Annotated in this window: 25 protein-coding genes; 15 read left to right on the top strand and 10 right to left on the bottom strand. The window is 69.5% G+C overall.

Going from position 1 to position 26,100, the window contains the following annotated elements; translation table 11 throughout:
* The first annotated feature begins 3 nt into the window (after positions 1–3).
* Positions 4–1,515 carry a tripartite tricarboxylate transporter permease gene (locus QTI20_RS12285; RefSeq protein WP_286551197.1) on the top strand — a complete coding sequence of 504 codons (1,512 nt, stop codon included), beginning with the start codon at positions 4–6 and terminating at the stop codon, positions 1,513–1,515.
* An 86-nt stretch (positions 1,516–1,601) separates the two neighbouring features.
* Here QTI20_RS12285 and QTI20_RS12280 read toward each other — a convergent pair whose 3' ends face one another.
* The 3 genes from QTI20_RS12280 to QTI20_RS12270 are packed head-to-tail and all read right to left on the bottom strand — an operon-like array spanning position 1,602 to position 5,000.
* Positions 1,602–2,495, bottom strand: coding sequence for an NAD(P)-dependent oxidoreductase (locus tag QTI20_RS12280; RefSeq protein WP_286551196.1), 894 nt, complete (start codon positions 2,493–2,495; stop codon positions 1,602–1,604).
* A gap of 34 nt (positions 2,496–2,529) precedes the next feature.
* The gene (locus QTI20_RS12275) at positions 2,530–4,005 is read right to left on the bottom strand and encodes an NAD-dependent succinate-semialdehyde dehydrogenase (RefSeq protein ID WP_286551194.1); all 1,476 of its coding nucleotides are present in this window, start codon (positions 4,003–4,005) and stop codon (positions 2,530–2,532) included.
* A 23-nt stretch (positions 4,006–4,028) separates the two neighbouring features.
* On the bottom strand, positions 4,029–5,000 hold the full coding sequence (locus QTI20_RS12270) for a 2-hydroxyacid dehydrogenase (RefSeq protein ID WP_286551192.1): 972 nt from the start codon (positions 4,998–5,000) through the stop codon (positions 4,029–4,031).
* Positions 5,001–5,140: 140 nt separating this feature from the next.
* Between QTI20_RS12270 and QTI20_RS12265 the strand changes: the two genes are divergently transcribed.
* The 5 genes from QTI20_RS12265 (at position 5,141) to QTI20_RS12245 (ending at position 10,062) form a co-directional block, all read left to right on the top strand.
* On the top strand, positions 5,141–5,956 hold the full coding sequence (locus QTI20_RS12265) for a FadR/GntR family transcriptional regulator (protein WP_286551191.1): 816 nt from the start codon (positions 5,141–5,143) through the stop codon (positions 5,954–5,956).
* Positions 5,957–6,114: 158 nt separating this feature from the next.
* Positions 6,115–7,110: an NAD(P)-dependent oxidoreductase gene (locus tag QTI20_RS12260; protein WP_286551190.1), complete on the top strand. Its 996-nt coding sequence runs from the start codon at positions 6,115–6,117 to the stop codon at positions 7,108–7,110.
* A 43-nt stretch (positions 7,111–7,153) separates the two neighbouring features.
* Positions 7,154–8,302: a mandelate racemase/muconate lactonizing enzyme family protein gene (locus tag QTI20_RS12255; RefSeq protein ID WP_286551188.1), complete on the top strand. Its 1,149-nt coding sequence runs from the start codon at positions 7,154–7,156 to the stop codon at positions 8,300–8,302.
* A 36-nt stretch (positions 8,303–8,338) separates the two neighbouring features.
* Positions 8,339–9,325 carry a tripartite tricarboxylate transporter substrate binding protein gene (locus QTI20_RS12250; RefSeq protein ID WP_286551187.1) on the top strand — a complete coding sequence of 329 codons (987 nt, stop codon included), beginning with the start codon at positions 8,339–8,341 and terminating at the stop codon, positions 9,323–9,325.
* A gap of 134 nt (positions 9,326–9,459) precedes the next feature.
* Complete coding sequence (locus QTI20_RS12245; protein WP_220811755.1) at positions 9,460–10,062, top strand: Dps family protein; 603 nt, start codon at positions 9,460–9,462, stop codon at positions 10,060–10,062.
* Positions 10,063–10,095: 33 nt separating this feature from the next.
* Here QTI20_RS12245 and QTI20_RS12240 read toward each other — a convergent pair whose 3' ends face one another.
* The 3 genes from QTI20_RS12240 to QTI20_RS12230 are packed head-to-tail and all read right to left on the bottom strand — an operon-like array spanning position 10,096 to position 15,378.
* Positions 10,096–10,779, bottom strand: coding sequence for a PA4824 family protein (locus QTI20_RS12240; RefSeq protein WP_286551184.1), 684 nt, complete (start codon positions 10,777–10,779; stop codon positions 10,096–10,098).
* A gap of 4 nt (positions 10,780–10,783) precedes the next feature.
* Positions 10,784–11,776, bottom strand: a complete 993-nt coding sequence (locus QTI20_RS12235; protein ID WP_183025328.1) for a response regulator transcription factor — start codon at positions 11,774–11,776, stop codon at positions 10,784–10,786.
* The gene (locus QTI20_RS12230; protein ID WP_286551180.1) at positions 11,773–15,378 is read right to left on the bottom strand and encodes a hybrid sensor histidine kinase/response regulator; all 3,606 of its coding nucleotides are present in this window, start codon (positions 15,376–15,378) and stop codon (positions 11,773–11,775) included. The genes QTI20_RS12235 and QTI20_RS12230 overlap by 4 nt, the downstream gene beginning before the upstream one ends.
* A 75-nt stretch (positions 15,379–15,453) precedes the next feature.
* Here QTI20_RS12230 and QTI20_RS12225 point away from each other — a divergent pair, with 75 nt between their 5' ends.
* The 7 genes from QTI20_RS12225 (at position 15,454) to ureG (ending at position 20,617) form a co-directional block, all read left to right on the top strand.
* On the top strand, positions 15,454–15,756 hold the full coding sequence (locus QTI20_RS12225; protein WP_183025330.1) for an urease subunit gamma: 303 nt from the start codon (positions 15,454–15,456) through the stop codon (positions 15,754–15,756).
* A 54-nt stretch (positions 15,757–15,810) separates the two neighbouring features.
* Entirely contained in the window at positions 15,811–16,425 is a 615-nt protein-coding gene (locus tag QTI20_RS12220) for a HupE/UreJ family protein (protein ID WP_183025331.1), read from the top strand.
* A gap of 10 nt (positions 16,426–16,435) precedes the next feature.
* Positions 16,436–16,744, top strand: a complete 309-nt coding sequence (locus tag QTI20_RS12215) for an urease subunit beta (RefSeq protein WP_286551177.1) — start codon at positions 16,436–16,438, stop codon at positions 16,742–16,744.
* 111 nt (positions 16,745–16,855) lie between these two features.
* Positions 16,856–18,574, top strand: a complete 1,719-nt coding sequence (ureC, locus tag QTI20_RS12210; protein WP_286551174.1) for an urease subunit alpha — start codon at positions 16,856–16,858, stop codon at positions 18,572–18,574.
* Positions 18,575–18,658: 84 nt separating this feature from the next.
* The gene (ureE, locus tag QTI20_RS12205; protein WP_286551173.1) at positions 18,659–19,258 is read left to right on the top strand and encodes an urease accessory protein UreE; all 600 of its coding nucleotides are present in this window, start codon (positions 18,659–18,661) and stop codon (positions 19,256–19,258) included.
* Positions 19,255–19,944 carry an urease accessory protein UreF gene (locus tag QTI20_RS12200; RefSeq protein ID WP_286551172.1) on the top strand — a complete coding sequence of 230 codons (690 nt, stop codon included), beginning with the start codon at positions 19,255–19,257 and terminating at the stop codon, positions 19,942–19,944. The genes ureE and QTI20_RS12200 overlap by 4 nt, the downstream gene beginning before the upstream one ends.
* A 22-nt stretch (positions 19,945–19,966) precedes the next feature.
* Positions 19,967–20,617, top strand: a complete 651-nt coding sequence (gene ureG / locus QTI20_RS12195; RefSeq protein ID WP_183025335.1) for an urease accessory protein UreG — start codon at positions 19,967–19,969, stop codon at positions 20,615–20,617.
* A 9-nt stretch (positions 20,618–20,626) separates the two neighbouring features.
* Here ureG and QTI20_RS12190 read toward each other — a convergent pair whose 3' ends face one another.
* Positions 20,627–21,139, bottom strand: a complete 513-nt coding sequence (locus QTI20_RS12190) for a hypothetical protein (protein ID WP_286551169.1) — start codon at positions 21,137–21,139, stop codon at positions 20,627–20,629.
* Between the two features lie 202 nt (positions 21,140–21,341).
* On the opposite strand from QTI20_RS12190, the gene QTI20_RS12185 reads away from it, so the two are divergent.
* Positions 21,342–23,489: a TonB-dependent receptor domain-containing protein gene (locus tag QTI20_RS12185; protein ID WP_286551168.1), complete on the top strand. Its 2,148-nt coding sequence runs from the start codon at positions 21,342–21,344 to the stop codon at positions 23,487–23,489.
* 46 nt (positions 23,490–23,535) lie between these two features.
* Here the strand turns inward: QTI20_RS12185 and QTI20_RS12180 are convergent, their stop codons facing one another.
* A complete protein-coding gene (locus QTI20_RS12180; protein ID WP_286551167.1) occupies positions 23,536–24,063 on the bottom strand; it encodes an Rrf2 family transcriptional regulator in 528 nt (175 codons plus the stop codon).
* Positions 24,064–24,123: 60 nt separating this feature from the next.
* On the bottom strand, positions 24,124–24,816 hold the full coding sequence (locus QTI20_RS12175) for a Bax inhibitor-1 family protein (protein WP_183025339.1): 693 nt from the start codon (positions 24,814–24,816) through the stop codon (positions 24,124–24,126).
* A 136-nt stretch (positions 24,817–24,952) separates the two neighbouring features.
* Here QTI20_RS12175 and nhaR point away from each other — a divergent pair, with 136 nt between their 5' ends.
* Positions 24,953–25,849: a transcriptional activator NhaR gene (nhaR, locus tag QTI20_RS12170; RefSeq protein ID WP_183025340.1), complete on the top strand. Its 897-nt coding sequence runs from the start codon at positions 24,953–24,955 to the stop codon at positions 25,847–25,849.
* A gap of 13 nt (positions 25,850–25,862) precedes the next feature.
* On the opposite strand, the gene QTI20_RS12165 is transcribed toward nhaR, so the two are convergent.
* Positions 25,863–26,051, bottom strand: coding sequence for a hypothetical protein (locus QTI20_RS12165; RefSeq protein WP_286551164.1), 189 nt, complete (start codon positions 26,049–26,051; stop codon positions 25,863–25,865).
* Positions 26,052–26,100 lie beyond the last annotated feature (49 nt).

The following is a 26,100-nucleotide window of genomic DNA, read 5'->3' as shown; positions in this document are numbered from 1 at the left end:
CTCATGGACCTGATCACGAATCTCTCGATTGGTTTCGGCGTCGCCTTCACGGCGCAGAACCTCGTCTACGCCTTCGTCGGCTGCCTGCTGGGCACGCTGATCGGCGTGCTCCCCGGCATCGGCCCGGTCGCGACCATCGCGATGCTGCTGCCCGCCACCTACGCGCTGCCTCCGGTGGCCGCGCTGATCATGCTGGCCGGCATCTACTACGGTGCCCAATACGGTGGCTCGACCACCGCCATCCTGGTCAACCTGCCGGGCGAATCCTCCTCGGTCGTGACCGTGATCGACGGCTACCAGATGGCCAGAAAAGGCAGGGCCGGGCCCGCGCTCGCCGCGGCCGGGCTGGGGTCCTTCTTCGCCGGTTGCGTGGGCACGCTGATCCTGGCCGCCTTCGCGCCGCCGCTGACCGAGCTGGCCTTCAAGTTCGGCCCCGCCGAATACTTCTCGCTGATGATCCTGGGCCTGATCGGCGCCGTGGTGCTGGCTTCGGGCTCGCTGCTCAAGGCCATCACGATGATCCTGTTCGGCCTGGCGCTGGGCCTGGTCGGCACCGACGTGAACTCGGGCGTGGCGCGCTACAGCTTCGACATCCCCGAACTCACCGACGGCATCGGCTTCATCGCCATCGCCATGGGCGTGTTCGGCTACGGCGAAATCATCGCCAACCTGGCCGTGCCCGAGCACGAGCGCGAAGTGTTCACCGCCAAGGTCAAGGGCCTGTGGCCCACCAAGCAGGACTTCAAGGACATGACGCCCGCGGTGCTGCGCGGCACGGCGCTGGGTTCGGCCCTGGGCATCCTGCCGGGCGGCGGTGCGCTGCTGTCGGCCTTCGCGGCCTACACCATCGAGAAGAAGATGAAGCTCAAGGCGGGCGAAGTACCCTTCGGCAAGGGCAACATCCGCGGCGTGGCGGGCCCCGAGTCGGCCAACAACGCCGGTGCCCAGACCTCCTTCATCCCGCTGCTGACCCTGGGCATCCCGCCCAACGCCGTGATGGCGCTGATGGTGGGCGCGATGACCATCCACAACATCCAGCCGGGCCCGCAGGTGATGACCAGCAACCCCGAACTGTTCTGGGGCCTGATCGCCTCGATGTGGATCGGCAACCTGATGCTGATCGTGCTGAACCTGCCGATGATCGGCATCTGGATCAAGCTGCTGACCATTCCCTACAAGTGGCTGTTCCCGGCCATCGTGCTGTTCTGCGCGGTGGGCGTGTACTCGGAGAACAACAACACCTTCGACGTCTGGATGGTCGCGATCTTCGGCATCGTGGGCTACGCCTTCCTCAAGCTCAAGTGCGAACCCGCGCCGCTGCTGCTGGGCTTCATCCTGGGCCCAATGATGGAAGAGAACCTGCGCCGCGCGCTGCTGCTGTCGCGCGGCGACTGGAGCGTGTTCGTGATGCGGCCGATCTCCGCGGGTCTGCTGGCCGCCGCGCTGCTGCTGCTGGTGATCGTGCTGCTGCCGGCCGTGAAGGCCAAGCGCGAAGAAGCTTTCGTCGAGGACTAGGACCACCTCCGAGGCGCCTGCGGTGCCTCACCCACAAGAAAGCCGCCCCTCGGGGCGGCTTTCTGCTTTGGGGGGTGAGGACTGGATCAGCTGCCGTCGCCGCGCTTGGCAAGCAGTGCCACCAGTTCGGGGACCAGCGTCTGCGGATCGCTGCCGTTCACCGCCCCCTCGAAGGTCTGGCGCACGCCTTCGGCGATCGCGCGGGCCGAGTGGCTGTCGCTGGCCATGGTGGTGTAGTAGCCCAGGTCCTTGAGCGCGTTCGACATCGCGAAGCGCAGGCCGTTCGGGTCCTTGGCGAGCAGGAAGGGCTTGAGGCGTTCCAGCGCGGTGCCGCCGCCGCCGCCCTTGCTCAGCACGTCGACGAAGACCTCGGGCGCCACGCCCGCGCGTTCGGCGCAGGCCGCGGCCTCGGCGATCAGCGCGACCGAGCCCAGCGACACGTAGTTGTGCAGCAGCTTCATGCGGTGGCCGGCACCGACGCCGCCCGCATGCGTGATGTTCTCGGCGAAGCAGGCCAGCAGCGGCCGGCATTCGGCGAACAGCGCTTCGTCGGCGCCCACCAGCAGGTTGAGCCGGCCTTCGGCGGCTTCCTTGGGCGTGCGCGTCATGGCCGAATCCATGAAGCGGCCGCCGGCCTCGGCCACCACCTGGGCCAGCCGCTCGGTCGAGGCCGGGATGGCGGTCGAGCAGTCGATGATCACCGTGCCCTTGCGCAGGCCCTGGAGCACGCCGCCCTCGCCCAGCAGCACCGCCTCGACCTGGGGCGAGCCGGTGACGCACAGCAGCAGCACGTCGACCGCCGCGGCCAGTTCGCGCGCGGTCTGGAAGGTGGTGACGCCCGCGGCCTTGAGGGTGTCGAGCGGCTGGTTGCCCGCGTGCTCGAGCACCGCCAGCGCATGGCCGTGCTTGACGATATTGCTGGCGATCCCGTGGCCCATCATGCCGACGCCGATCAGGCCGATCTTCTTGTTGTTGCTCATTGCTTTCTCTCCTGCGAAATATTCAGTGCTGTGTTCATGCCTTGGCGCGCGCCGGCCGGCCGAGGCCGCCCGCGCACACGTACTTGATTTCGACATAGTCGTCGACGCCGTACTTGGAGCCTTCGCGCCCGACGCCCGATTCCTTGATGCCGCCGAAGGGTGCGAGCTCGGTCGAGATCAGCCCTTCGTTGAGCCCGACGATACCAACCTCCAGCGCCTCGGCCACCTGCCAGGCGCGCGCGTAGTCCTGGGTGTAGAAATACGCGGCCAGCCCGAAGGGCGTGTCGTTGGCCATGGCCACGGCCTGGTCGTCGGTCTCGAAGCGGATCAGCGGCGCCACCGGGCCGAAGGTCTCTTCCTGCATCAGCTTGGATTGCGGCGACACGTCCGACAGGATGGTCGGCGTGAAGAAGCGCCCGCCCAGCGCGTGCGCCTGGCCGCCGGTGACGATGCGCGCGCCCAGCGCCACCGCATCCTCGATGTGCTCGCGCACCTTGGCCACGGCCGCGTCGTCGATCAGCGGGCCCAGGTTCACGCCCGGCTCGAGGCCGTTGCCGACCACCTGCGCCTCGACGGTCTGGCGCAGCTTCTCGGTGAAGCGGTCGTAGATGCCGGCTTGCACGAAGATCCGGTTGGCGCACACGCAGGTCTGGCCCGCGTTGCGGAATTTCGAGGCCATCACGCCGGCCACGGCGGCGTCGAGGTCGGCGTCGTCGAACACGATGAAGGGCGCGTTGCCGCCCAGCTCCATCGACACCTTTTTGACCGTGGCCGCGCACTGCGCCATGAGCTGCTTGCCGACCTCGGTCGAGCCGGTGAAGGAGAGCTTGCGCACCACCGAAGAGCCGGTGAGCTCGCCGCCCACGGTCGAGGCCGAGCCGGTCACCACGTTGAGCACGCCGGCCGGGATGCCCGCTTCGGCCGCGAGTTGCGCCAGCGCCAGCGCCGAGTACGGCGTGGCCGAGGCGGGCTTGATCACGATGGTGCAGCCGGCCGCGAGCGCGGCGCCGGCCTTGCGGGTGATCATCGCGTTGGGGAAATTCCATGGCGTGATGGCCGCGACCACGCCCACCGGCTGCTTGAGCACCACGATGCGGCGGTCGAGCGAGGCGGCCGGGATGATGTCGCCGTAGACCCGCTTGGCCTCTTCGGCGAACCACTCGATGAAGCTCGAGCCGTAGGCGATCTCGCCCTTGGCCTCGGCCAGCGGCTTGCCCTGCTCGAGCGTGAGCAGCATCGCGAGGTCGTCCTGGTGCGCCATGCACAGGTCGAACCAGCGGCGCATGAGCCGCGAGCGCTCCTTGGCGCTGGTCTCGCGCCAGCCGGGCAGCGCGGCGTTGGCCGCATCGATGGCGCCGCGCACGTCGGCCGCGGTCAGGCGCGGCACGCTGCCGAGCACGCTGTCGTCGGCCGGGTTCGTGACCTGCAGGGTGGCGCCGTCGGAGGCGTCGACCCAGCGGCCGCCGATGTGGCATTGCTGGCGGAACAGGTCGGGGTGCTGGAGTTTCATGGTGATGGGTGTGAGGGTGGGGGTCAGGAAAGCAGGTTGTCGGGGGTCTCGCCGCGCGCCAGGGCTTCGATGCCGCGGATCAAGAGCCAGCCCATGGCGTCGCGCGTCTCGTGCGTGGCGCTGCCGATGTGCGGCGAGAGGAACACGTTGTCGAGCGCGCGGTAGCCCGGATGCACGTTCGGCTCGTTGGCGAACACGTCGAGGCCGGCGCCGCGCACCCGGCCGCTTCGCAGCGCGGCGATCAGCGCCGCGTCGTCGATCAGGTCGCCGCGCGAGATGTTGACCACCACCGCGCCCTCGGGCAGCAGCGCCAGCCGTTGCGCATCGAAGGTGCCGCGCAGGGACGGCGCACCGGGTGCCGCGACCATCAGGATGTCGCTGGCCGCGAGCAGGCCGTCGAGCGTGGCGTGATAGGTCGCGCCCTCTTCCTGCGCGGCGTCGAGCCGGCTGCGGTTGTGGTAGTGGATCTGCAGGCCGAAGGCGCGCGCGCGCACCGCGATCGCGCGGCCGATGCGGCCCATGCCGAAGATGCCCAGCCGGCGCCCGACCAGGCCCATGCCCAGCAGCTGCGTGGGCGCCCAGCCGGCCCAGGCGCCGCTGCGCACCAGGCGGTCGGCCTCGAAGCCGCGGCGGCAGGCGTTGAGCAGCAGCATCAGCGCGATCTCGGCGCAGGCGTCGCTGAGCACGTCGGGCGTGTGCAGCACCCGCACGCCGGCCGCGCGCGCGGCCGGCAGGTCGATGTGGTCGTGGCCGACCGAGAGCGTGGCGATGGTGCGCAGCGTGGGCGCGAGCTGCGCGATCACGGCCGCGTCGACCGCCTCGGTGGCGCTGACGAACAGCACTTCGCTGCCGTGCGCGCGGCGCGCGATCTCGGCGGACGCGAGGATGCTGTCGTCCTCGTTCAGCTGCAGCGCGAAGCGCGCGTGCAGCGCGGTCTCGACGGCGGGCGTGAAGCGGCGGCAGAGGAAGGCACGGGGACGATCGACAGGGGTCATGGGCTCTCAGGGTTTTCATGCATCGTTGCGATGCAGCATGTTGTCTCCAGTCGTATTACAAATACGTCATATCACTTTGTCAAGCGAAGAAGCCGCGGTGGTATTCTTCGACACTTCAGAAACGCCCATTCCAACGACACATGGCCTTCTCCCAAACCGACGATCCGAGCGCACGCCCCGCAGCGGAAGGCACGCTGGCCGATCGCGTCACGGGGCTCATCGCCGCCGACATCCGCTCGCGCGTGTACCCGGTCAACACCCGGCTGCCGACCGAGCAGTCGATGACCGAGCAGTACGGCGTGAGCCGCACCGTGGTGCGCGAGGCGATCTCGCGCCTCAAGTCCGAGGGCCTGGTCGAGACCCGCCAGGGCAGCGGCACGGTGGTGCGCGACCCCAAGGTGTCGGACGCCTTCCGCCTGGGCCAACCCCACGAGAACCCGGCCGAGGGCGTGCTGCGCATCCTCGAACTGCGCCGCGGCATCGAGGCCGAGATGGCGGCGCTGGCGGCCGAGCGCCGCAGCGGTGCCGAGATGACGCAGATCCAGCAGGCGCTGCGGGCCATCGCCCGCGCGGTCAAGGACGGCGGCGACGGCGTGGCGGAAGACCTGGCCTTCCACATCGCGATCTCGCACGCCGCGCACAACCCGCACTACACCGAGCTGTTGGGCATGCTCACACGCGCGCTGCACGACGCCATTCGCCTGACCCGCACCAACGAGGCTCGGCGGCCCGAACTCGCGGCCCAGGTGCTGGCCGAGCACGAGGCGATCTGCGCCGCGATCAAGGCACGCGACCCGGCGGCGGCGCGCACCGCGGCCTTCCTGCACATGCGCAACACCGGTGAACGCATCGAGCAGGCCGGTAAGGATTTCTGGACCGGCGACAGCCGTGCCGCCGCCCAGCGCGTGGCGCGGGCCAAGCTGGGCAGCCTGCGCGGCAGCACGGTCGAACGCTGAGGCTCCGCAGAAACCCGGGCCACCGGCGCAAAGTTGTGTGATAGATTCATCACACAACTTCAACGGCAACGCACCTTGGACGACTGAGACAAAGGCCCCGGCACGGCTTGCCGAGGCACGGGCTCGCGTCGAGGTCCGCCGTCAACGATCGCCGCGCCATGACCCTTCCCCGCGTTCTGCTGACCGATCCGCTGCATCCCGATGCGCAAGCACGCCTGAGCGGCTGGGCCGAGGTCGCGCAACTGCCCGACGGTCTCTCGCGCACCGAGAGCGATGCAGCATTGCGCGAAGCGGTGCGGCAGGCGCAGGGCCTGGTGGTGCGCCGCCTGCTGCCCACCGACCTGTTCGACGGCCCGAACGCGCTGCGCTGCGTGATGCGCCAGGGCGTGGGGCTGGATTTCATCCCGGTCGAGCGCGCCACCGCGAACGGCATTCCGGTGGGCAACACGCCGGCCGTCAACGCCAACGCGGTGGCCGAGTACGTGTTCGCGGCGCTGCTGGCGCACAGCCGCCAGCTCGCGGCCTTCGACGCCAGCGTGCGCGCCGGCGACTGGGCGGCCCGCGCGCAGGCCGGCGCGCGCACCTATGAACTGCGGGGCCGCACGCTGGGGCTGATCGGCTACGGCGCGATCGGCCAGCGCATCGGTGCCATGGCGATGCAGGGCTTCGGCATGGCGCTCGCGGTCTGCACCGGCACGCCATCGAAGGTGCCGGCGGGCATCGCCACGCTGTCGATCGAGGCCCTGTTCGCGGCCAGCGACGTGGTGGTGATCGCCTGCCCGCTCACGCCGCAGACACGCGGCCTGGTCAACGCGGCGGTGCTGGCCCATGCGAAGCCCGGCGCGGTGCTGGTCAACGTGGGACGCGGGCCGGTGCTGCGCGAGGACGACCTGGCCGCGGCGCTGGCCGAAGGCCGGCTCGCGGGCGCGGTGCTCGACGTGTTCCAGACCCAGCCGCTGCCCGCCGACAGCGCGCTGCGCCACCACCCGGGCGTGCTGCTCACGCCGCACCTCGCGGGTCTCACGCAGGAGGCCGAGCGCGCCATGGGCCTGCTGGCCGTCGACACGCTGGCGGCCGTGCTGCTGCGCGGCGAGCAGCCCCCCCACATCGTCAATCCCGAGGTCTTCGCCCGGCCGCACGCGGCGAACGCCTGACCGCATCGTTCCCCACCCTTCCACGCCCACCAGGAGACACCCCTTGAAGATCACCCGCATCACCGCCGTGCCGCTGTCCTACCGCCTGCCCGAAGGCAAGACCGTGACCATGGGCATCGGCAGCACGCTCAAGCGCGACTGCATCATCATCCGCGTCGAGACCTCCGAAGGCATCACCGGCTACGGCGAGGCGCACCCGGGCCGCAGCCCCGGCGCGATCGTGGCGCTGGTGCACAACACGCTGCAGCCGCTCTTGGTCGGCATGAACGCGACCGACGTGGTGGGCGCCTGGCAGCGCGTGCACCGCATGCAGCTGTCGAGCCACGGCCTGGGCGCGGGCACCTGCCTGGCGCTGTCGGGCATCGACATGGCGCTGTGGGACATCCGCGGCAAGGCGGCCAAGATGCCGCTGTACGAACTGCTGGGCGGCGCGCACCGCCGCATCCCGGCCTATGCGGGCGGCATCGCACTGGGCTACCAGCCGGCCGAGGCCATGGCCGAGGAGGCGCAGTCGTACGTCGAGCAGGGCTACAAGGCGGTCAAGCTGCGCATCGGCGACACGGTGAAGAACGACATCGCCCGCGTGCGCAAGGTGCGCGAGGTGCTGGGCGAGGACATCGACATCCTGACCGACGCCAACACCGCCTACACCATCGCCGACGTGCGCCGCGTGCTGCCGGCGCTGGCCGACATCCAGGCGGGCTGGCTCGAGGAGCCCTTCGCCTGCAACGACTTCGCGTCCTACCGCGAGGCCGCGAAGATCACGCCGCTGGTGCCGATCGCGGCCGGCGAGAACCACTTCACCCGCTTCGAGTTCGGCCAGATGCTGGACGCGGGCGCGGTGCAGGTCTGGCAGCCCGACCTGTCCAAGAGCGGCGGCATCACCGAGGGCGTGCGCATCGCGGCCATGGCCTCGGCCTTCCGCATCCCGGTGCATGCCCACAGCTCGGCCACCGGCCTCAACCACGCGGCCACGCTGCACTTCCTCGCGGCCACCGAGAACGCGGGCTACTTCGAGGCCTGCGTGTCGAAGTTCAACCCCTTCCGCGACATGTTCGGCAGCACCTTCGCGATCGGCGCCGACGGCTGCGTCGAGCCGCCCAAGGGCCATGGCCTGGGCATCGAAGTGGACGAGAGCCTGTTCGACAAGTACCCGATGGTCGACGGACCCGGCTACGTCGTGAAGTTCTGAGACCGCCCCACCCATAGAAGAAAACGGAGACAAGCCATGACCATCGCGAAACGAACCCTGCTGCGCCTGCTGGCGCCGCTGTGCCTGGGCCTCACGCTCTGCGGCCTCGCGCGTGCCGACGACTACCCGAGCAAGCCCGCGCGCATCATCGTGCCCTACACGCCCGGCGGCTTCAACGACACGCTGGCGCGCACCGTCGGCGACCGCCTGTCGAAAGTGTGGAAGCAGTCGGTGGTGGTGGACAACCGGCCCGGCGGCAACACCGTGCTGGGCAACAACCTGGCGGCCAAGGCACCGGCCGACGGCTACACCATGCTGATCACGCCACTGCCCTTCTCGGCCCTGCCCGCGCTCTACGGCGCCAAGCTGCCCTACAACGCGACGGCCGACTTCCAGCCGCTGGTGTGGGCCGGCTACACGCAGAACGCGCTGGTGATCCGCCCCGACCTGCCGGGCGTGAGCAACCTCAAGGAACTGATCGACTTCGCGAAGAAGAACCCGGGCAAGCTCAACTACGGCTCGACCGGTTCGGGCTCGTCGAACCACCTGTCGATGGAGCTGTTCATGAGCATGACGGGCACCAAGATGACCCACGTGCCCTACAAGGGCAGCGCGCCCGCGGTGATGGCCATGCTGGGCGGCGAGATCGACGTGCTGTTCGACAACGTGCCCAACCTGATGCAGCAGATCAAGGCCGGCAAGCTCAAGCCGATCGCCGTGACCGGCACCGAGCGCGCCGCGCTGCTGCCCGACACGCCCACGGTGCAGGCCGCCGGCGTGCCGGGCTACGAGGTGATCGTCTGGTTCGGCATGCAGATGCCGGCCGGCGTGCCCAAGGCCATGGTCGACCGGGCCAACAAGGACATCGTCGCGATCCTCAAGGACCCCGAGGTGGTCAAGCAGTTCCGCGACCAGGGCGTGGAGGTGGTGGCCAGCACGCCGGAGGCCTTCGGCCAGCTGCTGCAGAAGGAAATCCCCAAGTGGACCAAGGTGGTCAACGACGCGGGCGTGAAGATCGAGTGAGCGCCCGGGGCCGGCAGGATGCCGGCCGATCTTCTGCACGGAAATGGCACGCCGGCCTACGCGGCCGGACCTCCGCGATCGATAGAAAGAGGCTTTCCCCTCCCTCCTCTTTCTTTCAATCACGGAGTTCAGTGATGGCCACCCAAGACAACGACAAGACCGCCCCCATGACCGCCAAGCAGAAGGCGGTGCAACCCGACCTCGACCAGCAGAGCCACGAGACGCAGAAGTTTGGCGAGATCGTCAAGCTGCCCAATGGCCTTTCGGAAAAGGTCTGCAAGGAGAGCGTGGCGCTGCTCAATCAGTGCCTGGCGGACACGATCACGCTGCGCGACATGTACAAGAAGCACCACTGGCAGGTGGTGGGCCCGACCTTCAACCAGCTGCACCTGATGTACGACCAGCATTTCGAGGCCCAGGTGCTGCTGGTCGACATCCTGGCCGAGCGCATCCAGCTGCTGGGCGGCATCGCGCTGGCCATGGCACCGGACATCGCCGAGACCACCAAGATCCCGCGCCCGCCGCGCGGCCGCGAGCCCGCCGCGGTGCAGATCCGCCGGCTGGCCGAAGCGCACGAGCTGATCATCGTCGAGGCCCGCAAGGCGGCCAAGAAGGTCGACGAGGCCGGCGACGACGGCAGCAACGACGTGTTCGTGAGCAACGTGCTGCGCACCAACGAGCTGCAGGTCTGGTTCCTGACCGAGCACCTGGTGGCCGCTTCGCCCGTCACGTCCTGATCCTTCCGGCTCGACGCGCGCGCCGCGCGTCGGTCAGTGGCGGCTGAACTCCCGGTTCAGCCCCAGCGTGAGCGTGCGCAGCCGCTCCGGGCCCAGGCGCATGAAGCCCAGGTCGACGCTGGTGGTCGGCGTGAGGTTGATGCGCGCGCCCAGGCGCGAGGCCCAGAGGCCGCTGGCCCGGTTGCGCTCCGCGATCAGCGACAGCGCATCCGCCAGCGCCCATTCCAGCGCCAGCCCCTTGCGCACCGTGCGCTCGCCGTCGCCGGTGCCCCAGTCCGCGCCCAGGTTGGCATGGACCTGCAGGCGCTGGCTGAGCGCCCAGGTCACGGGCAGCACGAACTGGCCGCCGGCCCGCCCGCCATGCACCGCATCGACGCCGAGCGTCACCGACAGCGCCGCGCTCCAGCGCGCCTGCGGGTCGTCGCCCAGGAAGGTCCACTTGAGCTGCGGACCGAGCAGCAGCGCGGCACGCTCGCCACGCACCGCGAAACGGTCGATGTTGAAGCCCAGCTCCACCGGGCCGACCCGGCAGGCCGGCCCCAGATGCAGGTTGTTGTCGGCAGCCGAGGCATCGCCCGGGCTGCGGCTCAGCCAGGCCTCGTACTGGCACCGGCCGGGCGCCAGGGTGCCGGCATCGTCCACGTCGAAATGACCGCCGGCGCAGGCGCCGCCGGAGGCGAACAGGCCCAGCACCGAGGCCCAGCGCAGCGCGCGCACGGCTTCAGATCTCGAACTGCGGCTGCAACTCGCGCAGCCGCTTGATCGCCACGCCCGCGGCCGCCGTGCGCGTCTCCACGCCCAGCTTCACGTAGACCCGCTCCAGGTGCTTCTTCACCGTGGCCGGGCTGCTGCCCACGATCTCGCCGATGTCGCGGTTGGTCTTGCCCTTGACCACCCAGTACAGCACCTCGGCCTCGCGCGCCGTGAGCTTGAGGCTCAGGCTCATGGCCTCGATCACCGTGGTGTCGGACAGCTCGCGCATGATGATCAGCCAGTCGTCGCCGTCGTCGTCGTGGCCGGTCTGCTGGTGCAGCCGCAGGCTCAGCGCCGAGGGGCCGAGCGCGATCGACAGCGCGGGCGGCTCGATCTGCCGCTGCTGCGCATCGGGCAGGTGGCGCGCCAGCCAGTCGAGCACGGCTGGCGGTGCCTGCGGCGCGCTGGTGCCGCAGTAGCGCAGCAGCAGGTCGCGCGCCAGCGCGGTCTGCCAGATCACGCGGCCCTCGGGCAGCCGCACCGTGAGGCTGGCGTAGCCGAAGGCGTCGAGCGCGTTGCGTGCCTGCCCGGCCTGCTGCGCCTCCTGCCGCGCACGGCGCGCGCCCTGCAGGTGCACGTTCATGCGCGCCAGCACTTCCTTGGGCTTGATCGGCTTGGTCACGTAGTCGACGCCGCCGGCCTCGAGCGCGGCCACCAGGTGCTCGGTCTCGGTGAGCCCGGTCATGAAGACGATCGGGATGTGGGCCGTGGCCGCATCGGCCTTGAGCCGGCGCGCGACCTCGAAGCCGTCCATGCCCGGCATCATCGCGTCGAGCAGCACGATGTCGGGGCGGGCCTGCGCCGCGCGCTGCAGCGCCTGTTCGCCGCTGGTCGCGACCAGCACCGTGTAGCCCGATTCGTCGAGCGCGTCGTGCAGCACCGCGAGGTTGTCGGGCACGTCGTCGACGATCAGCACCAGGTCGCTGTTGCCGGCGAAGTCGCGCGCCTTGGGGTCGTTCATCGCGCGCCCTCCGGCTGCGGCGGCGCGCCACCGTCCATCGCGTCGAAGCGGAACTGGCGCGCCAGGGCCCGCTGGGCCGCGGTCCAGGCGGCGCACTCGGGCTGCGCGGCGTCGATCTCGTCGAGCTGGTTCATGATCCCCCGAAAATAACCCAGTCCGATGGCATCCTGAAGTGCATGCAGGCGTTCGGCCGTGGGCCGCACCTGGGCCGGGGCGGCGGCGACCGGTGCCTCGCGCGCCGCGGCCACCGCCGTCCACTCGAGACCCAGCTTGCGTTCGAGCCAGTCGAGCAGCTCGCTGTGGCGCACCGGCTTGACGAAGAAATCCTCGGGCACGATGCCCACGTCGTTGTCCAGCCGCTTGTCGAAGGCGTTGGCCGAGACGATGGCCACGCAGCGCGGCGCCAGCGCCGCATCGAACTGGCGGCTGCGGCGGATGGTTTCCCAGCCGTCGATGCCGGGCATCGCGAGGTCGACGAACATCGCGTCGGGCCGGAAGCCGGCCGCGACCAGGTCCAGCGCGTCGTGGCCGCTGGCCGCGGTGCGCAGTTCGAAGCCCAGCGGCCCCAGCAGCTGCACCAGCAGTTCGCGGTCGGCCTCCTCGTTGTCGACCACCAGCACGCGCCGGCGCGCGCCGAGGTAGCCGCGCCGCGGCCGCGCCGGGCCGGGCAAGGGCGCGGCCATGCGCCCCGCGGCGACCGGCGCCGCATGCACGCGCGGCAGGAACAGCCGCACGCGGAACACCGAGCCCTGGCCGGGCGTGCTCTGCACCGACATCTCGCCGCCCATCAGGTCGGTCAGCATCTTGGCGATGGTCAGGCCCAGGCCCGCGCCCGGGGCACCGGTGCGCGTGGCCGTACCGCCCGCATCGCCGCGCGCGAAGGGCTCGAAGATGCGCTCGATCTCGGCCGCCGACATGCCGGGCCCGGTGTCCTCGATCTCCAGCGCCGCGAACTCGCGCGCGTAGCGCAGCCGCAGCACGACCTCGCCGCGCGCGGTGAACTTGATCGCGTTGCCCAGCAGGTTGATCAGGATCTGGCGCACCCGGCGCTCGTCGGCGCGCACCACCTCGGGCACGTCGCCCGCGGGCTCGAAGCGGAAAGCCAGGCCCTTCTCCGAGGCCTGCAGCTCGAACATGTCGGCCAGCTCGCGCATGGCGGCGGCGAAGGGCATGGGCCGGGCCTGCAGCGTGAGCTTGCCGGCCTCGATGTGGGCGATGTCCAGCGTGCCCTCGATCAGCGACAGCAGGTGCTCGCCGCCGCGCTGGATCACGGCCACGGCCTGCTGGCGGTGCGGCGGCACGGTCGCGTCCTCGCCCATCAGCTGCGCATAGCCGAGGATGGAATTGAGCGGGGTGCGCAGTTCGTGGCTGATGGCGCTGATGTAGCGGCTCTTGGCCTGGTTGGCGTGGTCGGCCTGCTCGCGCGCGTCGTCGGCGCTCTGCTTGGCGGCCTGCAGCGCGCGGTCGGTCTCCTTGTGCCGCTCGATCTCGTGCATCAGCAGGTGGGTCTGGCGGTTGGATTCCTCCTGCGCCACCTTGCGGCTCTGGTGCGCCAGCACCAGCCACCAGGCCACGATGCCGGCGATCAGCAGCAGCGCCATGTAGCTCTTGAGGAAACCCGAGCGCAGCGAGGCCTGCTGCGCCTTGAGGATGGCGCTGGCCGCCTCGCCCGGCGGCAGCATGCCCAGCGCGCTGTCGCCCAGCGCGCGCAGCTCCTGCTGGTAGAGCACGCCGAAGACCGTGGCCAGCAGCGGCACGATGATCAGCGTGAGCAGCAGGAAATGGCCCAGGCCGGTGTCGAGATAAGGCCAGACGCGCCGCGGCAGCAGCCAGCGCAGCGCGCCCGACCACTGCGTCGACAGGCTCGCCCGCGGCTTGCAGAGGTCGCCGCAGCGCGCATCGAGCGTGCAGCACAGCGAGCAGATCGCGCCCTGGTAGGCCGGGCAGTGCGCCATGTCGGGCGCCTCGTACTCGCGCTCGCAGATCACGCAGCGCTGGGTGCGCAGCCGCTGGCGGGCGCGCTCGGCCGTGGCGGCGGGCGAGCGCTCGACGCGGGCCCAGCGCACCTGCGTGCGGGCATCGACCGCCGGCCCGCGCGCCAGGTAGTAGCGGCCCTGCGTGGCCCAGGCGATCAGCGGTGCCGTGACCAGCGCCGTGCCCATCGCGATCACGGCCGAGAAGGCCTGCGCCAGCGGGCCGAAGGCGCCCAGGTGCGCGGCGATGGACAGCGCCGAGGCCAGCGCCATCGCGCCCACGCCCACCGGGTTGATGTCCCAGAGGTGGGCGCGCTTGAACTCGATGCCCGGCGGCGACAGGCCCAGCGGCTTGTTGATCACCAGGTCGGCCACCACCGCCATCATCCAGGCGATGGCGATGTTGGCGTAGAGGCCCAGCACGTCGCCCAGCGCCTCGAACACGTTCATCTCCATCAGCATGAAGGCGATCAGCGCGTTGAACACCACCCACACCACCCGGCCCGGATGGCTGTGCGTCACGCGCGAGAAGAAGTTGCTCCAGGCCAGCGAGCCCGCATAGGCGTTGGTGACGTTGATCTTGAGCTGCGACACCACCACGAACAGCGCGGTCGCGGCCACGGCCCAGCCGTAGTTCGGGAACACGTACTCGAAGGCCGCGAGGTACATCTGGTTGGGATCGACCGCGCGCTCGGGCGGCACCATGTGGCCGATGGCGAGATACGCCAGCATCATCCCGCCCAGCATCTTGAGCACGCCCATCACCACCCAGCCCGGCCCGCCCATCAGCACGCCGCCCCACCAGCGGACCCGGTTGGCCGCCGTGCGCACGGGCATGAAGCGCAGGTAGTCGGCCTGTTCGCCCAGTTGCGTGATCAGTGCGATGCCCACCGTGAGCGCGGCACCGAAGAGGTGCAGGTTGAAGCCGCCCGCGCGCCCAGAGGCGCCGTTGTAGTGCGTCAGGCCCGAAAACGCACCAGGGTCGCGCACGATCACATAGGCGAAGGGCACCACCAGCATCAGCAGCCACAGCGGCTGGGTCCAGACCTGGAGCCGGCTGATGGCCGACACGCCGTGCGTCACCAGCGGGATCACGACCAGCGCGCAGACCAGGTAGCCCCAGGCCGGCGGGATGCCCAGCGCCAGCTCGAGCGCGTAGGCCATCACGGCCGCCTCGAGTGCGAAGAAGATGAAGGTGAAGGAGGCGTAGATCAGCGAGGTGAGCGTCGAGCCGATGTAACCGAAGCCCGCGCCGCGCGTGAGCAGGTCCATGTCGACGCCGTAGCGCGCGGCGTACACGCTGATCGGCAGGCCGGCCAGGAAGATGATCAGCCCGGTCGCCAGCACCGCCCAGAAGGCGTTGAGGAAGCCGTACTGCACCAGCAGCGTGGCGCCGACCGCTTCCAGGATCAGGAACGAAGCGGCGCCGCCGAAGGCGGTGTTCGCCACCCGCCATTCGGACATCTTGCGAAAGCGCTGCGGCGTGTAGCGCAGCGCATAGTCCTCGAGCGTTTCGCTGGCCACCCAGCTGTTGTAGTCGCGCCGGACCTTGACGATGCGCTGCGGCGCGTCGTCGGGCGAGGGAGGCGTCGGTGGCGGGGTGGCGTCGATCACCCCTTTTCGGTGCATCTTCCGTGCCACGGCACGACTGTTGCATATTCCCCTCTTCAGGCCCCCGGGCCTCCACGCATCCTTTTCTGTCCCATGGAACTCACGCCACGCGAAAAAGACAAGCTGCTGATCTTCACGGCCGCACTGCTCGCCGAGCGCCGCCAGGCCCGCGGGCTCAAGCTCAACTACCCCGAGGCCGTCGCGCTGATCTCGGCCGCGGTCATGGAGGGCGCGCGCGACGGCAAGAGCGTGGCCGCCTTGATGAGCGAAGGCCGCAGCGTGCTCACCCGCGCCGACGTGATGGACGGCGTGGCCGAGATGATCCCGGACATCCAGGTCGAGGCCACCTTCCCGGACGGCACCAAGCTGGTCACCGTCCACCAGCCGATCGTCTGACCTCCCCCCCTTTTCCTCCTTTCTCTCTTTCCCATTCCCGAGCGGAGACCTCCCATGCGCCTGACGCGTTCTTCCTGTGTCCCTTCCCTGGCCGCCGCCGCGCTCGGCCTGCTGCCGCTGCTGGCCTCGGCCCACGTCGGCGTCGACGGCGCGGCCCACCACGACATCGGTTTCGTGCAGGGCTTCGTGCACCCCTTCACCGGCCTGGACCACCTGGCGGCGATGGTCGCGGTCGGCCTCTGGAGCGCGCTGATCGCCCGCACGGGACGCGACCTGCTCTGGGCCCCGCTGGGCTTCGCCGGCATGCTGCTGGCCGGCGCGCTGCTCGGCCTCGCGGGCGTGCAGGTGCCGGCGGTCGAGCCGATGATCGCGGCCTCGCTGCTGGTGATCGGCCTGCTGGTGGCCACACGGCTGCGCCTGCCCGGGCCGGTGGCCGCGGCGGTGGTCGGCGTGTTCGCGGTGTTCCATGGCGTGGCCCACGGCTACGAACTGGCGGGCGACCACGGCGCCGGCTTCGCGATCGCCGGCATGGTGCTGGCCACCGCGCTGCTGCACACCGCCGGCATCGCCATCGGCTGGACCCTGCGCCAGCGCGGCGCCTGGCTGCCGCGCGTGGCCGGCGCGGCCGTCGCGCTGTTCGGTGCCGCGCTGCTGGCGCAACTCGCCTGAGGCCCGGCCCGTGATCCCCGGCGAACTCTTCACCGACGAGGGCGAGCATGTGCTCAACCCCGGCCGGCGCACGCTCACGATGGTGGTGCAGAACACCGCCGATCGGCCGATCCAGGTCGGCTCGCACTACCACTTCGCCGAGGTCAACGGCGCGCTGGGCTTCGACCGCGCGGCCGCGCGCGGCATGCGGCTGAACATCGCCTCGGGCACGGCCGTGCGCTTCGAGCCCGGCCAGCAGCGCACGGTCGAGCTCTGCGATCTCGCGGGCGACCGCATCGTCTACGGCTTTCGCGGCCTGGTGCAAGGGAAATTGGCATGACCCCCAGTCTTCGCGCACTTCGTGTCGCTTCGCCACCCCCCTTCCAGGGGGCGATGCCAGCGGCCCGGCAAAGCCGGCTCCGCGGCATCTCACGAAAAAAGGAACGCTGAAATGGCGACCATAGGAAGGCGTGCTTACGCGGAAATCTTCGGCCCCACCGTGGGCGACCGCGTGCGGCTGGCCGACACCGACCTCGTGATCGAGGTCGAGGCCGACTACACGCTGCGCGCGGGCGGCTACGGCGAAGAGGTGAAGTTCGGCGGCGGCAAGACGATCCGCGACGGCATGGCGCAGTCGCAGCGGATGCGCGCCGAAGGCGCGGTCGACACTGTGATGACCAACGCGCTGATCCTCGACCACTGGGGCATCGTCAAGGCCGACATCGGCCTGAAGGGCGGGCGCATCGTGGCGATCGGCAAGGCCGGCAACCCCGACGTGCAGCCGGGCGTCGACATCGTGATCGGCCCGGGCACCGAGGTGATCAGCTGCGAAGGCAACATCGTCACCGCGGGCGGCATCGACAGCCACATCCACTTCATCTGCCCGCAGCAGATCGAGGAAGCGCTGAGCTCCGGCGTGACCACCATGCTCGGCGGCGGCACCGGCCCGGCCACCGGCACCTTCGCCACCACCTCCACGCCCGGTCCCTGGCACATCGAGCGCATGCTGCAGGCGGCCGACGCCTTCCCGATGAACCTGGGCTTCCTGGGCAAGGGCAACGCCAGCCTGCCGGCCGCGCTGCACGAGCAGATCGACGCCGGCGTGATCGGCCTCAAGCTGCACGAGGACTGGGGCACCACGCCCGCGGCCATCAGCAACTGCCTGGACGTGGCCGACGCCACCGACACGCAGGTGGCGATCCACTCCGACACGCTGAACGAATCGGGCTTCGTCGAGAACACCATCGCGGCCGTGAAGGGCCGCGGCATCTGCGCCTTCCACACCGAAGGCGCGGGCGGCGGCCATGCGCCCGACATCCTGCGCGTGGTGGGAGAGGACAACTTCCTGCCCTCCTCCACCAACCCCACCATGCCCTACACGGTGAACACGCTGGACGAGCACGTCGACATGCTCATGGTGTGCCACCACCTCGACGCGGGCATCGCCGAGGACCTGGCCTTTGCCGAATCGCGCATCCGCAAGGAGACCATCGCGGCCGAGGACATCCTGCACGACCTGGGCGCGATCAGCATGTTCAGCTCCGACAGCCAGGCCATGGGCCGCGTGGGCGAGGTGATCATCCGCACCTGGCAGACGGCGCACAAGATGAAGCAGCAGCGTGGCTCGCTGCCCGAGGACAACGCACGCAACGACAACTTCCGCGCCCGCCGCTACATCGCCAAGTACACGATCAACCCCGCGCTCGCGCACGGCATCGCGCACGAGGTCGGCAGCATCGAGGTCGGAAAGTGGGCCGACCTGGTGGTGTGGAAGCCGGCCTTCTTCGGCGTCAAGCCCTTCACCATCATCAAGGGCGGCAGCATCGCCATGGCCGCGATGGGCGACCCGAGCGCCTCGATCCCCACGCCGCAGCCGGTGCACTACCGCCCGATGTTCGGCGCCTACGGCCGCTCGCTGCACCAGAGCTCGCTCACCTTCGTCTCGCAGGCCGGACTCGCGGCCGGCATCGGCGAACGCTTCGGCCTGCAGAAGACGCTCTGCGCGGTGAAGAACGTGCGCGGCGTGCGCAAGCAGCACATGGTGCACAACGGCTACACGCCGAAGATGGAGATCGATGCGCAGACCTATGCGGTGCGCGCCGACGGCCAGCTGCTGGTGTGCGAGCCGGCGACTTCGCTGCCAATGACGCAGCGGTATTTCCTGTTCTGAGCGCACGGCGGACGCGGACTTGACAGGCTGGGTATTCTTCAAGAACTCCTTTATTTTCACGGACGCACTCCGCGTCAGCCAGCCATGCTCAACGCCAACAAACTCATGCCCCAGGGCGGCGGCCTCGCCGCCGTGCTGCTCAAGCGCGCCGCCACCATCGAACTCGACTGGGACGTGCGCCAGAAGAGCCGCTTCGACACCGTCGATTCGCAGGGCCGCCGCATCGGCGTGTTCCTGCCGCGCGGCACGGCCGTGCGCGGGGGCGATGTGCTGGTGGCGGAAGACGGGTCGCTGATCAAGGTGATCGCCGCGCCGCAACCGGTGCTGGTGATCACGCACTGCACCCAGCACGGCACCCCCTTCGACCTGACGCGCGCGGCCTACCACCTGGGCAACCGGCATGTGCCGATCGAGCTGCAGCCCGACCACCTGAAGATCGAGCCCGACCATGTGCTGGCCGCGATGCTGCGCTCGATGCACCTGATCGTGCGCGAGGCCGAGCAGGCCTTCGAGCCCGAGGGCGGCGCCTATGGCGACCACGGCGGCGCGCATGGCGGCAGCCACGGCCATGGCCACGCGCATGCCCACGGCAAGGCGCCCGTGGGGCCGGTGCTGCACCCCGACGCCTATGCGGGGGACCACGACCATGGCCACTCGCACGGCCACGACCACACGCACGGATGACCGACACCGCGGGCGCGCTGCCCGCCGCCAGCCTCCTGCAGCTGATCTGGCTGGCCTCGCCGGCCCTGCCGATCGGCGGCTTCTCCTATTCCGAGGGGCTGGAAGCCGGCGTGGAATGGGCCGGGCTGGACAGCGAGGCGCGCGCCGCCGACTGGATCGCCGACCAGCTGCACCTGGGCCTCGCGCGCGGCGACCTGGCCGTGGTCGCCCAGGCGATCGCGGGCTGGCGCAGTGCCGACGCGGCGCGCATCGCGGCCCTCAACGCCTGGGTGCTGCAGACCCGCGAGTCGACCGAGTTCCTGCTCCAGACCGAGCAGATGGGCCGCTCCTTCGTCGAGTGGCTCAAGCTGCACCACGGCGACGTGGCGGCGCAGTTCGAGGGCCTGGCGATCACCTACCCCGTCGCCTTCGCCTTCGCGGCGGCGCGCACGCAGGCCAGCCTGCGCGACGGCTGCCTGGCCTTCGCCTTCGGCTGGGCCGAGAACATGATCGGCGCCGCGGTGAAGTCGGTGCCGCTGGGCCAGAGCGCGGGCCAGCGCATGCTGGGGCGGCTGGTACAGGAGATTCCCACTGCCGTCGACCATGCCATCGCGCTCGACGACGACGCGCGCCAGGCTTTTTCGCCCATGCTCGCCGTCTACTCGGCCCGTCACGAAAACCAATATTCCCGCCTCTTCAGAAGCTGACTTCCAGACCACCAGACCCGCCATGTCCTCCGCCCTCCATCACATCGCCCACCGCACCAAGAAACTGCCGCCGCTGCGCGTGGGCATCGGCGGCCCGGTCGGCTCCGGCAAGACCACGCTGCTCGAGATGCTCTGCAAGGCGATGCGCGACAAGTACGACCTGATCGCGATCACCAACGACATCTACACCAAGGAAGACCAGCGCCTGCTGACGGTCTCGGGCGCGCTGCCGGCCGAACGCATCATGGGTGTGGAGACCGGCGGCTGCCCGCACACCGCGATCCGCGAGGACGCCTCGATCAACCTCGAGGCCATCGACCGCATGCTGGCCGACTTTCCCGATGCCGACGTGGTCTTCGTCGAGAGCGGCGGCGACAACCTGGCCGCGACCTTCAGCCCCGAGCTCAGCGACCTCACGATCTACGTGATCGACGTCGCGGCCGGCGAGAAGATCCCGCGCAAGGGCGGGCCGGGCATCACCAAGAGCGACCTGTTCGTGATCAACAAGACCGACCTCGCGCCCTACGTGGGCGCGGACCTGGGCGTGATGGAGGCCGACACGCAGCGCATGCGCAAGCAGCGGCCCTATGTGATGACCAACCTCAAGACGCACACCGGCGTGGCCGAGGTGGTGGCGTTCATCGAGGAACGCGGCATGCTGAACGAGGGCTGAGGCGCCGCCTCAGAGTTCGCTCGCGTCCTTGAGTACGCGCGTCTTGTAGACCAGCCGCACGGTGGCGTGCCCGGCCCCGTCGACGCGCTGCAGGTAGACGTCGGTGTCCTCGGTCGCCCAGCTCGCATAGCGGCTGCCGGGGTCGCGCGCCGCGGTCTCGGCGCCGAAGCGCGCCCGTCCCCAGTCCAGCAGGGCGCCGAAGGCGGCATCGCCCCGGTCGGGCAGGCTGTCGGCCGCGGCCAGCCATTCGACGCGCTGCAGCGCCCCCGCGGCAAAGAAGAAGGTCGGGTCGAAGGCCAGGCCCTCGATCAGGCGGGGCGCGCCGCGCCAGAGGCCGGCCAGGCCGCCCGGCAGACGCTGGGGGCGCGCGACACGTTGTGCATCGGGCACGGCATCGCGCAGCGCATCGGCCGACATGCCCAGGCGCACGCCTTCGGGCAGGGACTGGGCCGACGCGAGGGCGCTGGCGCCGAGCAGCACGGCGGCGCCCACGAGGAAGCGAACAGGAAGAAAGACGGCCAAGGAAGAGGTCCAGCGTGAGATGCGAGGGGCCGAGTGTGAGGCCATGGACGCCCGAAAGTTCAGCCCGGCCAGGCAGACGGGAAACGAACTAGTTCGCATTTGCAATACACTTGTTGCAAGTTCGGTCAGCGCGCAGCACAAAAACATTCTCCAGAAGCGACGTTCCCGGTTTTTCCCGTCGTCTTTCCTGGAGTTTCCCCGGATGCCTCAAGCCCATCCCGGCGCAGCCTTGCCGCGCCTGTCCGCCGTCGCCCTGTGCGCGGCCAGCCTCTTCGCCTCCCCTTCCTTTGCCCAGTCGGGCACCGCCGATCTCCGTGAGGTCGTGGTCACCGCCTCCGGTTCGGAGCAGGACATCAAGGATGCGCCCGCCTCCATCACGGTGATCAATCGCGCCGAGCTGCAGCAGAAGCGCTTCAACAGCCTGGCCGAGGCGCTGCAGGACGTCGAGGGCGTGGACGTGGGCGCCGCGGCCGGCAAGACCGGCGGCCTCAACATCAGCATCCGCGGCATGCCCAGCGACTACACGCTGGTGCTGATCGACGGCCGGCGCCAGAACGCCGCGGGCAACGTCACGCCCAACGGCTTCACCGAGACCCAGACCAGCTTCATGCCGCCGGTGTCGGCGATCGAGCGCATCGAGGTCATCCGCGGCCCGATGTCCACGCTCTACGGTTCCGATGCGATGGGCGGCGTGATCAACATCATCACGCGCAAGGTCGGCAAGCAATGGGCCGGTTCGGTCTCGGCCGACTACACGCTGCAGCAGAGCTCGGACTTCGGCAACACCCGCTCGGGCAAGTTCTACCTGAGCGGCCCGATCCAGCAGGACCTGCTGGGCCTGGCCGTGCGCGGCGCCAAGTTCAAGCGCCAGGCTTCCGACATCAGCTACCTCAACCAGCTGGGGGCGGAAGTGGCGCCGGTCATGGGCGCCAACCCGGTCAAGTCGGACATCGAGAACTTCGGCGCCAGGCTCACGCTCACGCCCACGCGCGACCACGACCTGAGCCTGGACCTCGACGCCGGCCGCCAGACCTACGACAACGCGCGTGGCCAGCTCGGCACGCTGGGCACCGGCGGCTATGCGCCCGAGCAGAAGTACGACCGGGACCAGCTCACGCTGGCCCACACCGGCCGCTACGGCTTCGGCCGCTGGGACACCAGCTACATGGTCAACCGCACCGAGACCGTCGGCCGCACGATCCCGCCCGGCACGCCGGGCGCCGTCGCCGGTTCGCCGCGCACGCTGGAGGTCGAGAGCCGCGTGCTCGACAGCAAGCTGGTCACCGCGCTGGGTCGACATCTGGTCACCGTGGGCGGCCAGTGGTGGGAAGCCGAGATGAAGGACGGCGTCGCGCCGCAGACCTTCAGCTTCACGCAGAAGGCACTCTTCCTCGAGGACGAATGGCGCATCGTCGACAGCTTCGGCCTGACCTTCGGCGCGCGCTACGACGAGCACAGCCTGTTCGGCGGCAAGCTCAGCCCGCGCCTCTACGGCGTCTGGAACGCCACGCCGAACTGGACCTTGAAGGGCGGCGTGAGCAACGGCTACAAGACGCCGCGCGTGGAACAGCTCGCGCCCGGCATCAACGGCTTCGGCAACCAGGGCCGCACGCCGCTGATCGGCTCGCCCGACCTCAAGCCCGAGACCAGCACCACGACCGAGATCGGCACCTACTACGACAACCTGGCCGGCTTCACCGCCAGCGCCGCACTGTTCCACAACCAGTTCAAGGACAAGATCACCAGCGGCCCGGGCCTGCCGAACTGCGGCTACCGGCCGTCGCCCAACCGTCCCGGCTGCGTGAGCTTCGGCAACTGGCCGGCGGTCGACACCTTCGGCCAGAGCATCAACGTGGACGAGGCCGTGACGCAGGGCCTGGAGTTCGCCACCCGGATCCCGCTCGACGCGGCCTGGTCGACGCGGTTGAACTACACCTACACGCACAGCCAGCAGAAGAGCGGCCCCAACCAGGGCAAGCCGCTGACCGACACGCCCAAGCACGCCTTCAACGCCAGCCTGCACTGGCAGCCGGGCGGCGCCTGGTCGGGCTGGCTGCGGGCCGAGGTGCGCAGCGACCGCTTCCGCGACCCGGGCACCACCGCCGCCACCATCGCGGCGAAGAACGCGCTGGGCGACTACAAGGGCTACGGCCTGCTGCACCTCGGCGGCGCCTACCAGGTCAGCAAGCAGTGGACGATCAACGCGGCGGTCTACAACCTGCTGAACAAGAACTTCGTCGACTACCGCGCCTACGCGGTGCCGGGCCAGGCCGCGCCGACCTACGGCAGCCCCTACGTCAACAACGACGAAGGCCGCCGGCTCTGGGTGTCGGCGACCTACGAGTTCTAGGAAAAAAAGAAGAAGAAGGTGCGGGGCCTCGGCCCCGCGGTCACCGTCAGCTGGCGATGCCGAAGCGCGCCAGCTCGAACACCGAGTTGGGCGCGTTGGGGCGCGAGGGCTTGACCACCGCGCGCACCGGCTCGGGCCGCTTGAGCGGCTCGGTGTGCAGCTGCACGCCCAGCGCGATCTGGTCGTCGACCAGCTTCTGCAGATGCACCGAGTCGAGGAACTCCACCACCTTGCGGCTCAGCGAATCCCACAGCTCCGGCGTGGCGCAGCGCTGCACGTCCTCGCCCGGCGCGGCCGCCGCGCGGCTGTCGACCGAGGGGCCGTCGACCGCGAACAGGATGTCGGCCACGGTGATCGACGCCGCCTCGCGGCCCAGGCCGTAGCCGCCGCCCGGACCGCGGGTGGAGGCCACCAGGCCGTGCCGGCGCAGGTCGGCGAACATCTGCTCGAGGTAGGACAGCGAAATGCGCTGCCGGCGGCTGAGCACGGCCAGCGAGATGGGGCCGACCTTGCGGTGCAGTGCCACGTCGATCATGGCGACGACGGCGAGACGTCCTTTGGTGCTGAGGCGCATGGTGTTCTCCTAGGTTTAGTTGTCGTGGTTCTGCTCAATGAACTTGAAGGGCTGGAACGTTCACTCGTCGCGGCCGCCGGCCAGGCCGAGCAGGGCCAGCAGCGACTGGAAGACGTTGTAGATGCTGAGGTAGACGCCCAGCGTGGCCGAGATGTAGTTGGTCTCGTAGCCGTCCTTCACGCGCTTGAGGTCGTGCAGGATGAAGGCCGAGAAGATGCCGATGGCCAGCACCGACAGCGTGATCATCAGCGCGCTCGACTGGATGAAGAAGTTGGCGATGCCGGCCACCAGCAGCAGGATCACGCCGATGAAGAGCCACTTGCCCATGGCCGACAGGTCGCGCTGGATCACCGACGACAGCGTCGCCATGCCCAGGAAGACCGCGCCGGTGCCGGCGAAGGCCGTCATCACCAGGCTGGCGCCGTTGGACAGGCCCAGCACCGTGCCGACCAGGCGCGAGAGCATCAGGCCCATGAAGAAGGTGAAGGCCAGCAGCACCGGCACGCCGGCGGCCGAGTTCTTGGTCTTCTCGATCGCGAACATGAAGCCGAAGGCGCCGCCCAGGAACACGATCATGCCGATGCCCGGGGACATGGCGCGCGTGATGCCGGTGGCCACGCCCAGCCAGGCGCCCAGCACCGTGGGCACCATCGACAGGGCCAGCAGCCAGTAGGTGTTGCGAAGCACCTGGTTGCGCTGCGCGGAGGTGGTCGGCGCGCCGTAAGCGCCGTAGCGGGAGATCGTCTCGTTCATATGGATGTCCTGGTTGAAAGCACGCGGGCGAAAAAGGGGGAAGCGTCGCTTTGCACTCTAGGGCCTTCAAGCCTTCGAGAAAAGTCGTATTTTCGGCATCGTCCCTTCGTTATTTGTTTACTATGGAAGCGACGCCATGAATTTCAAGCACCTCTATTACTTCTGGGCGGCCGCCAAGGCCGGCGGCATCGTGCGGGCCGGGGAGCAGCTGCACATCACGCCGCAAACCCTGTCCACGCAGATCAAGTTACTGGAAGAGTCGCTGGGCTGCCATTTGTTCCAGAAAAGTGGCCGCGGCGTCGAATTAACGCCAGAAGGACGCACGGCGCTGAGTTATGCCGACCAAATCTTCTCGTTGGGCGCAGAACTCGAGGCGGCCGTGGGCAACCGGCGATCGGGCGTGCGCACGCTGAATTTCCGCGTCGGCATCGCGGACGCGGTGCCCAAGGCCATCGCCTACCGGCTGCTCGAGCCGGCGCTGGCCATCCCCGAACAGGTGCGGCTGATCTGCCACGAGGGGCATTTCCGGGATCTGCTGGGCCAGCTGTCGGTGCAGCGGCTCGACCTGGTGATCGCCAACGAGGCGATGGGCAAGCAGACCAGCGTGAAGGCCTTCAACCACACGCTGGGCACCACCGCCATGACCTTCTTCGCCACGCCGGCCCTGCACGCTGCGCTGGAAGGCGGCTTTCCTCAGTGCCTGGACGGCGCGCCGATGCTGATTCCGGGCTCGGCCTCGGCCATGCGCCAGCGGCTCGACCTCTGGCTGGCCGAGCACGCGCTGCGGCCGCGGCTGATCGGGGAGTTCGACGACGCCGCGCTGCTCAAGGCCTTCGGCGGCGAAGGGCGCGGCGTGTTCATGTCGCCCACGGTGCTCGAGGACGAGACCTGTGCGCAATACGGGGTGAAGGTGCTGGGGCGGGCCTCGGAACTGGTCGAGGAGTTCTTCGGCATCTCGGTCGAGCGCCGGATCACGCACCCCTGCGTGGCGGCCATCACGCGCGCGGCGCGACAGCAGTTCTCTCGGAAGTGAGAGTGAGCGCGCGCTAGCTCAGGAAGAAGTGATAGGCGGCGCTGAGGCCGATGACCACGGCGGCGAACAGCGCCAGGCGCACCCAGGGCGAGCCGCTGGGGTGCGCGCGCTGGCGCATGGGGGTCGACGGGCTCAGGCTCGCAAAGCGGGTGTCGGGCTTTTCCTTGGCCCAGTCGTAGAAGTTGTCACGCTCGGTATTCATGTAAGCTATTGTATTAACTCTAGTACCTTTGTTTAATAGAACAAACCCG

The organism is Variovorax sp. J2P1-31 (genome assembly GCF_030317215.1).
Taxonomy (GTDB): domain Bacteria; phylum Pseudomonadota; class Gammaproteobacteria; order Burkholderiales; family Burkholderiaceae_C; genus Variovorax.
The sequence above is the reverse complement of the archived record's forward strand: the minus strand, read 5'-3'. Positions and strand labels throughout refer to the sequence as shown.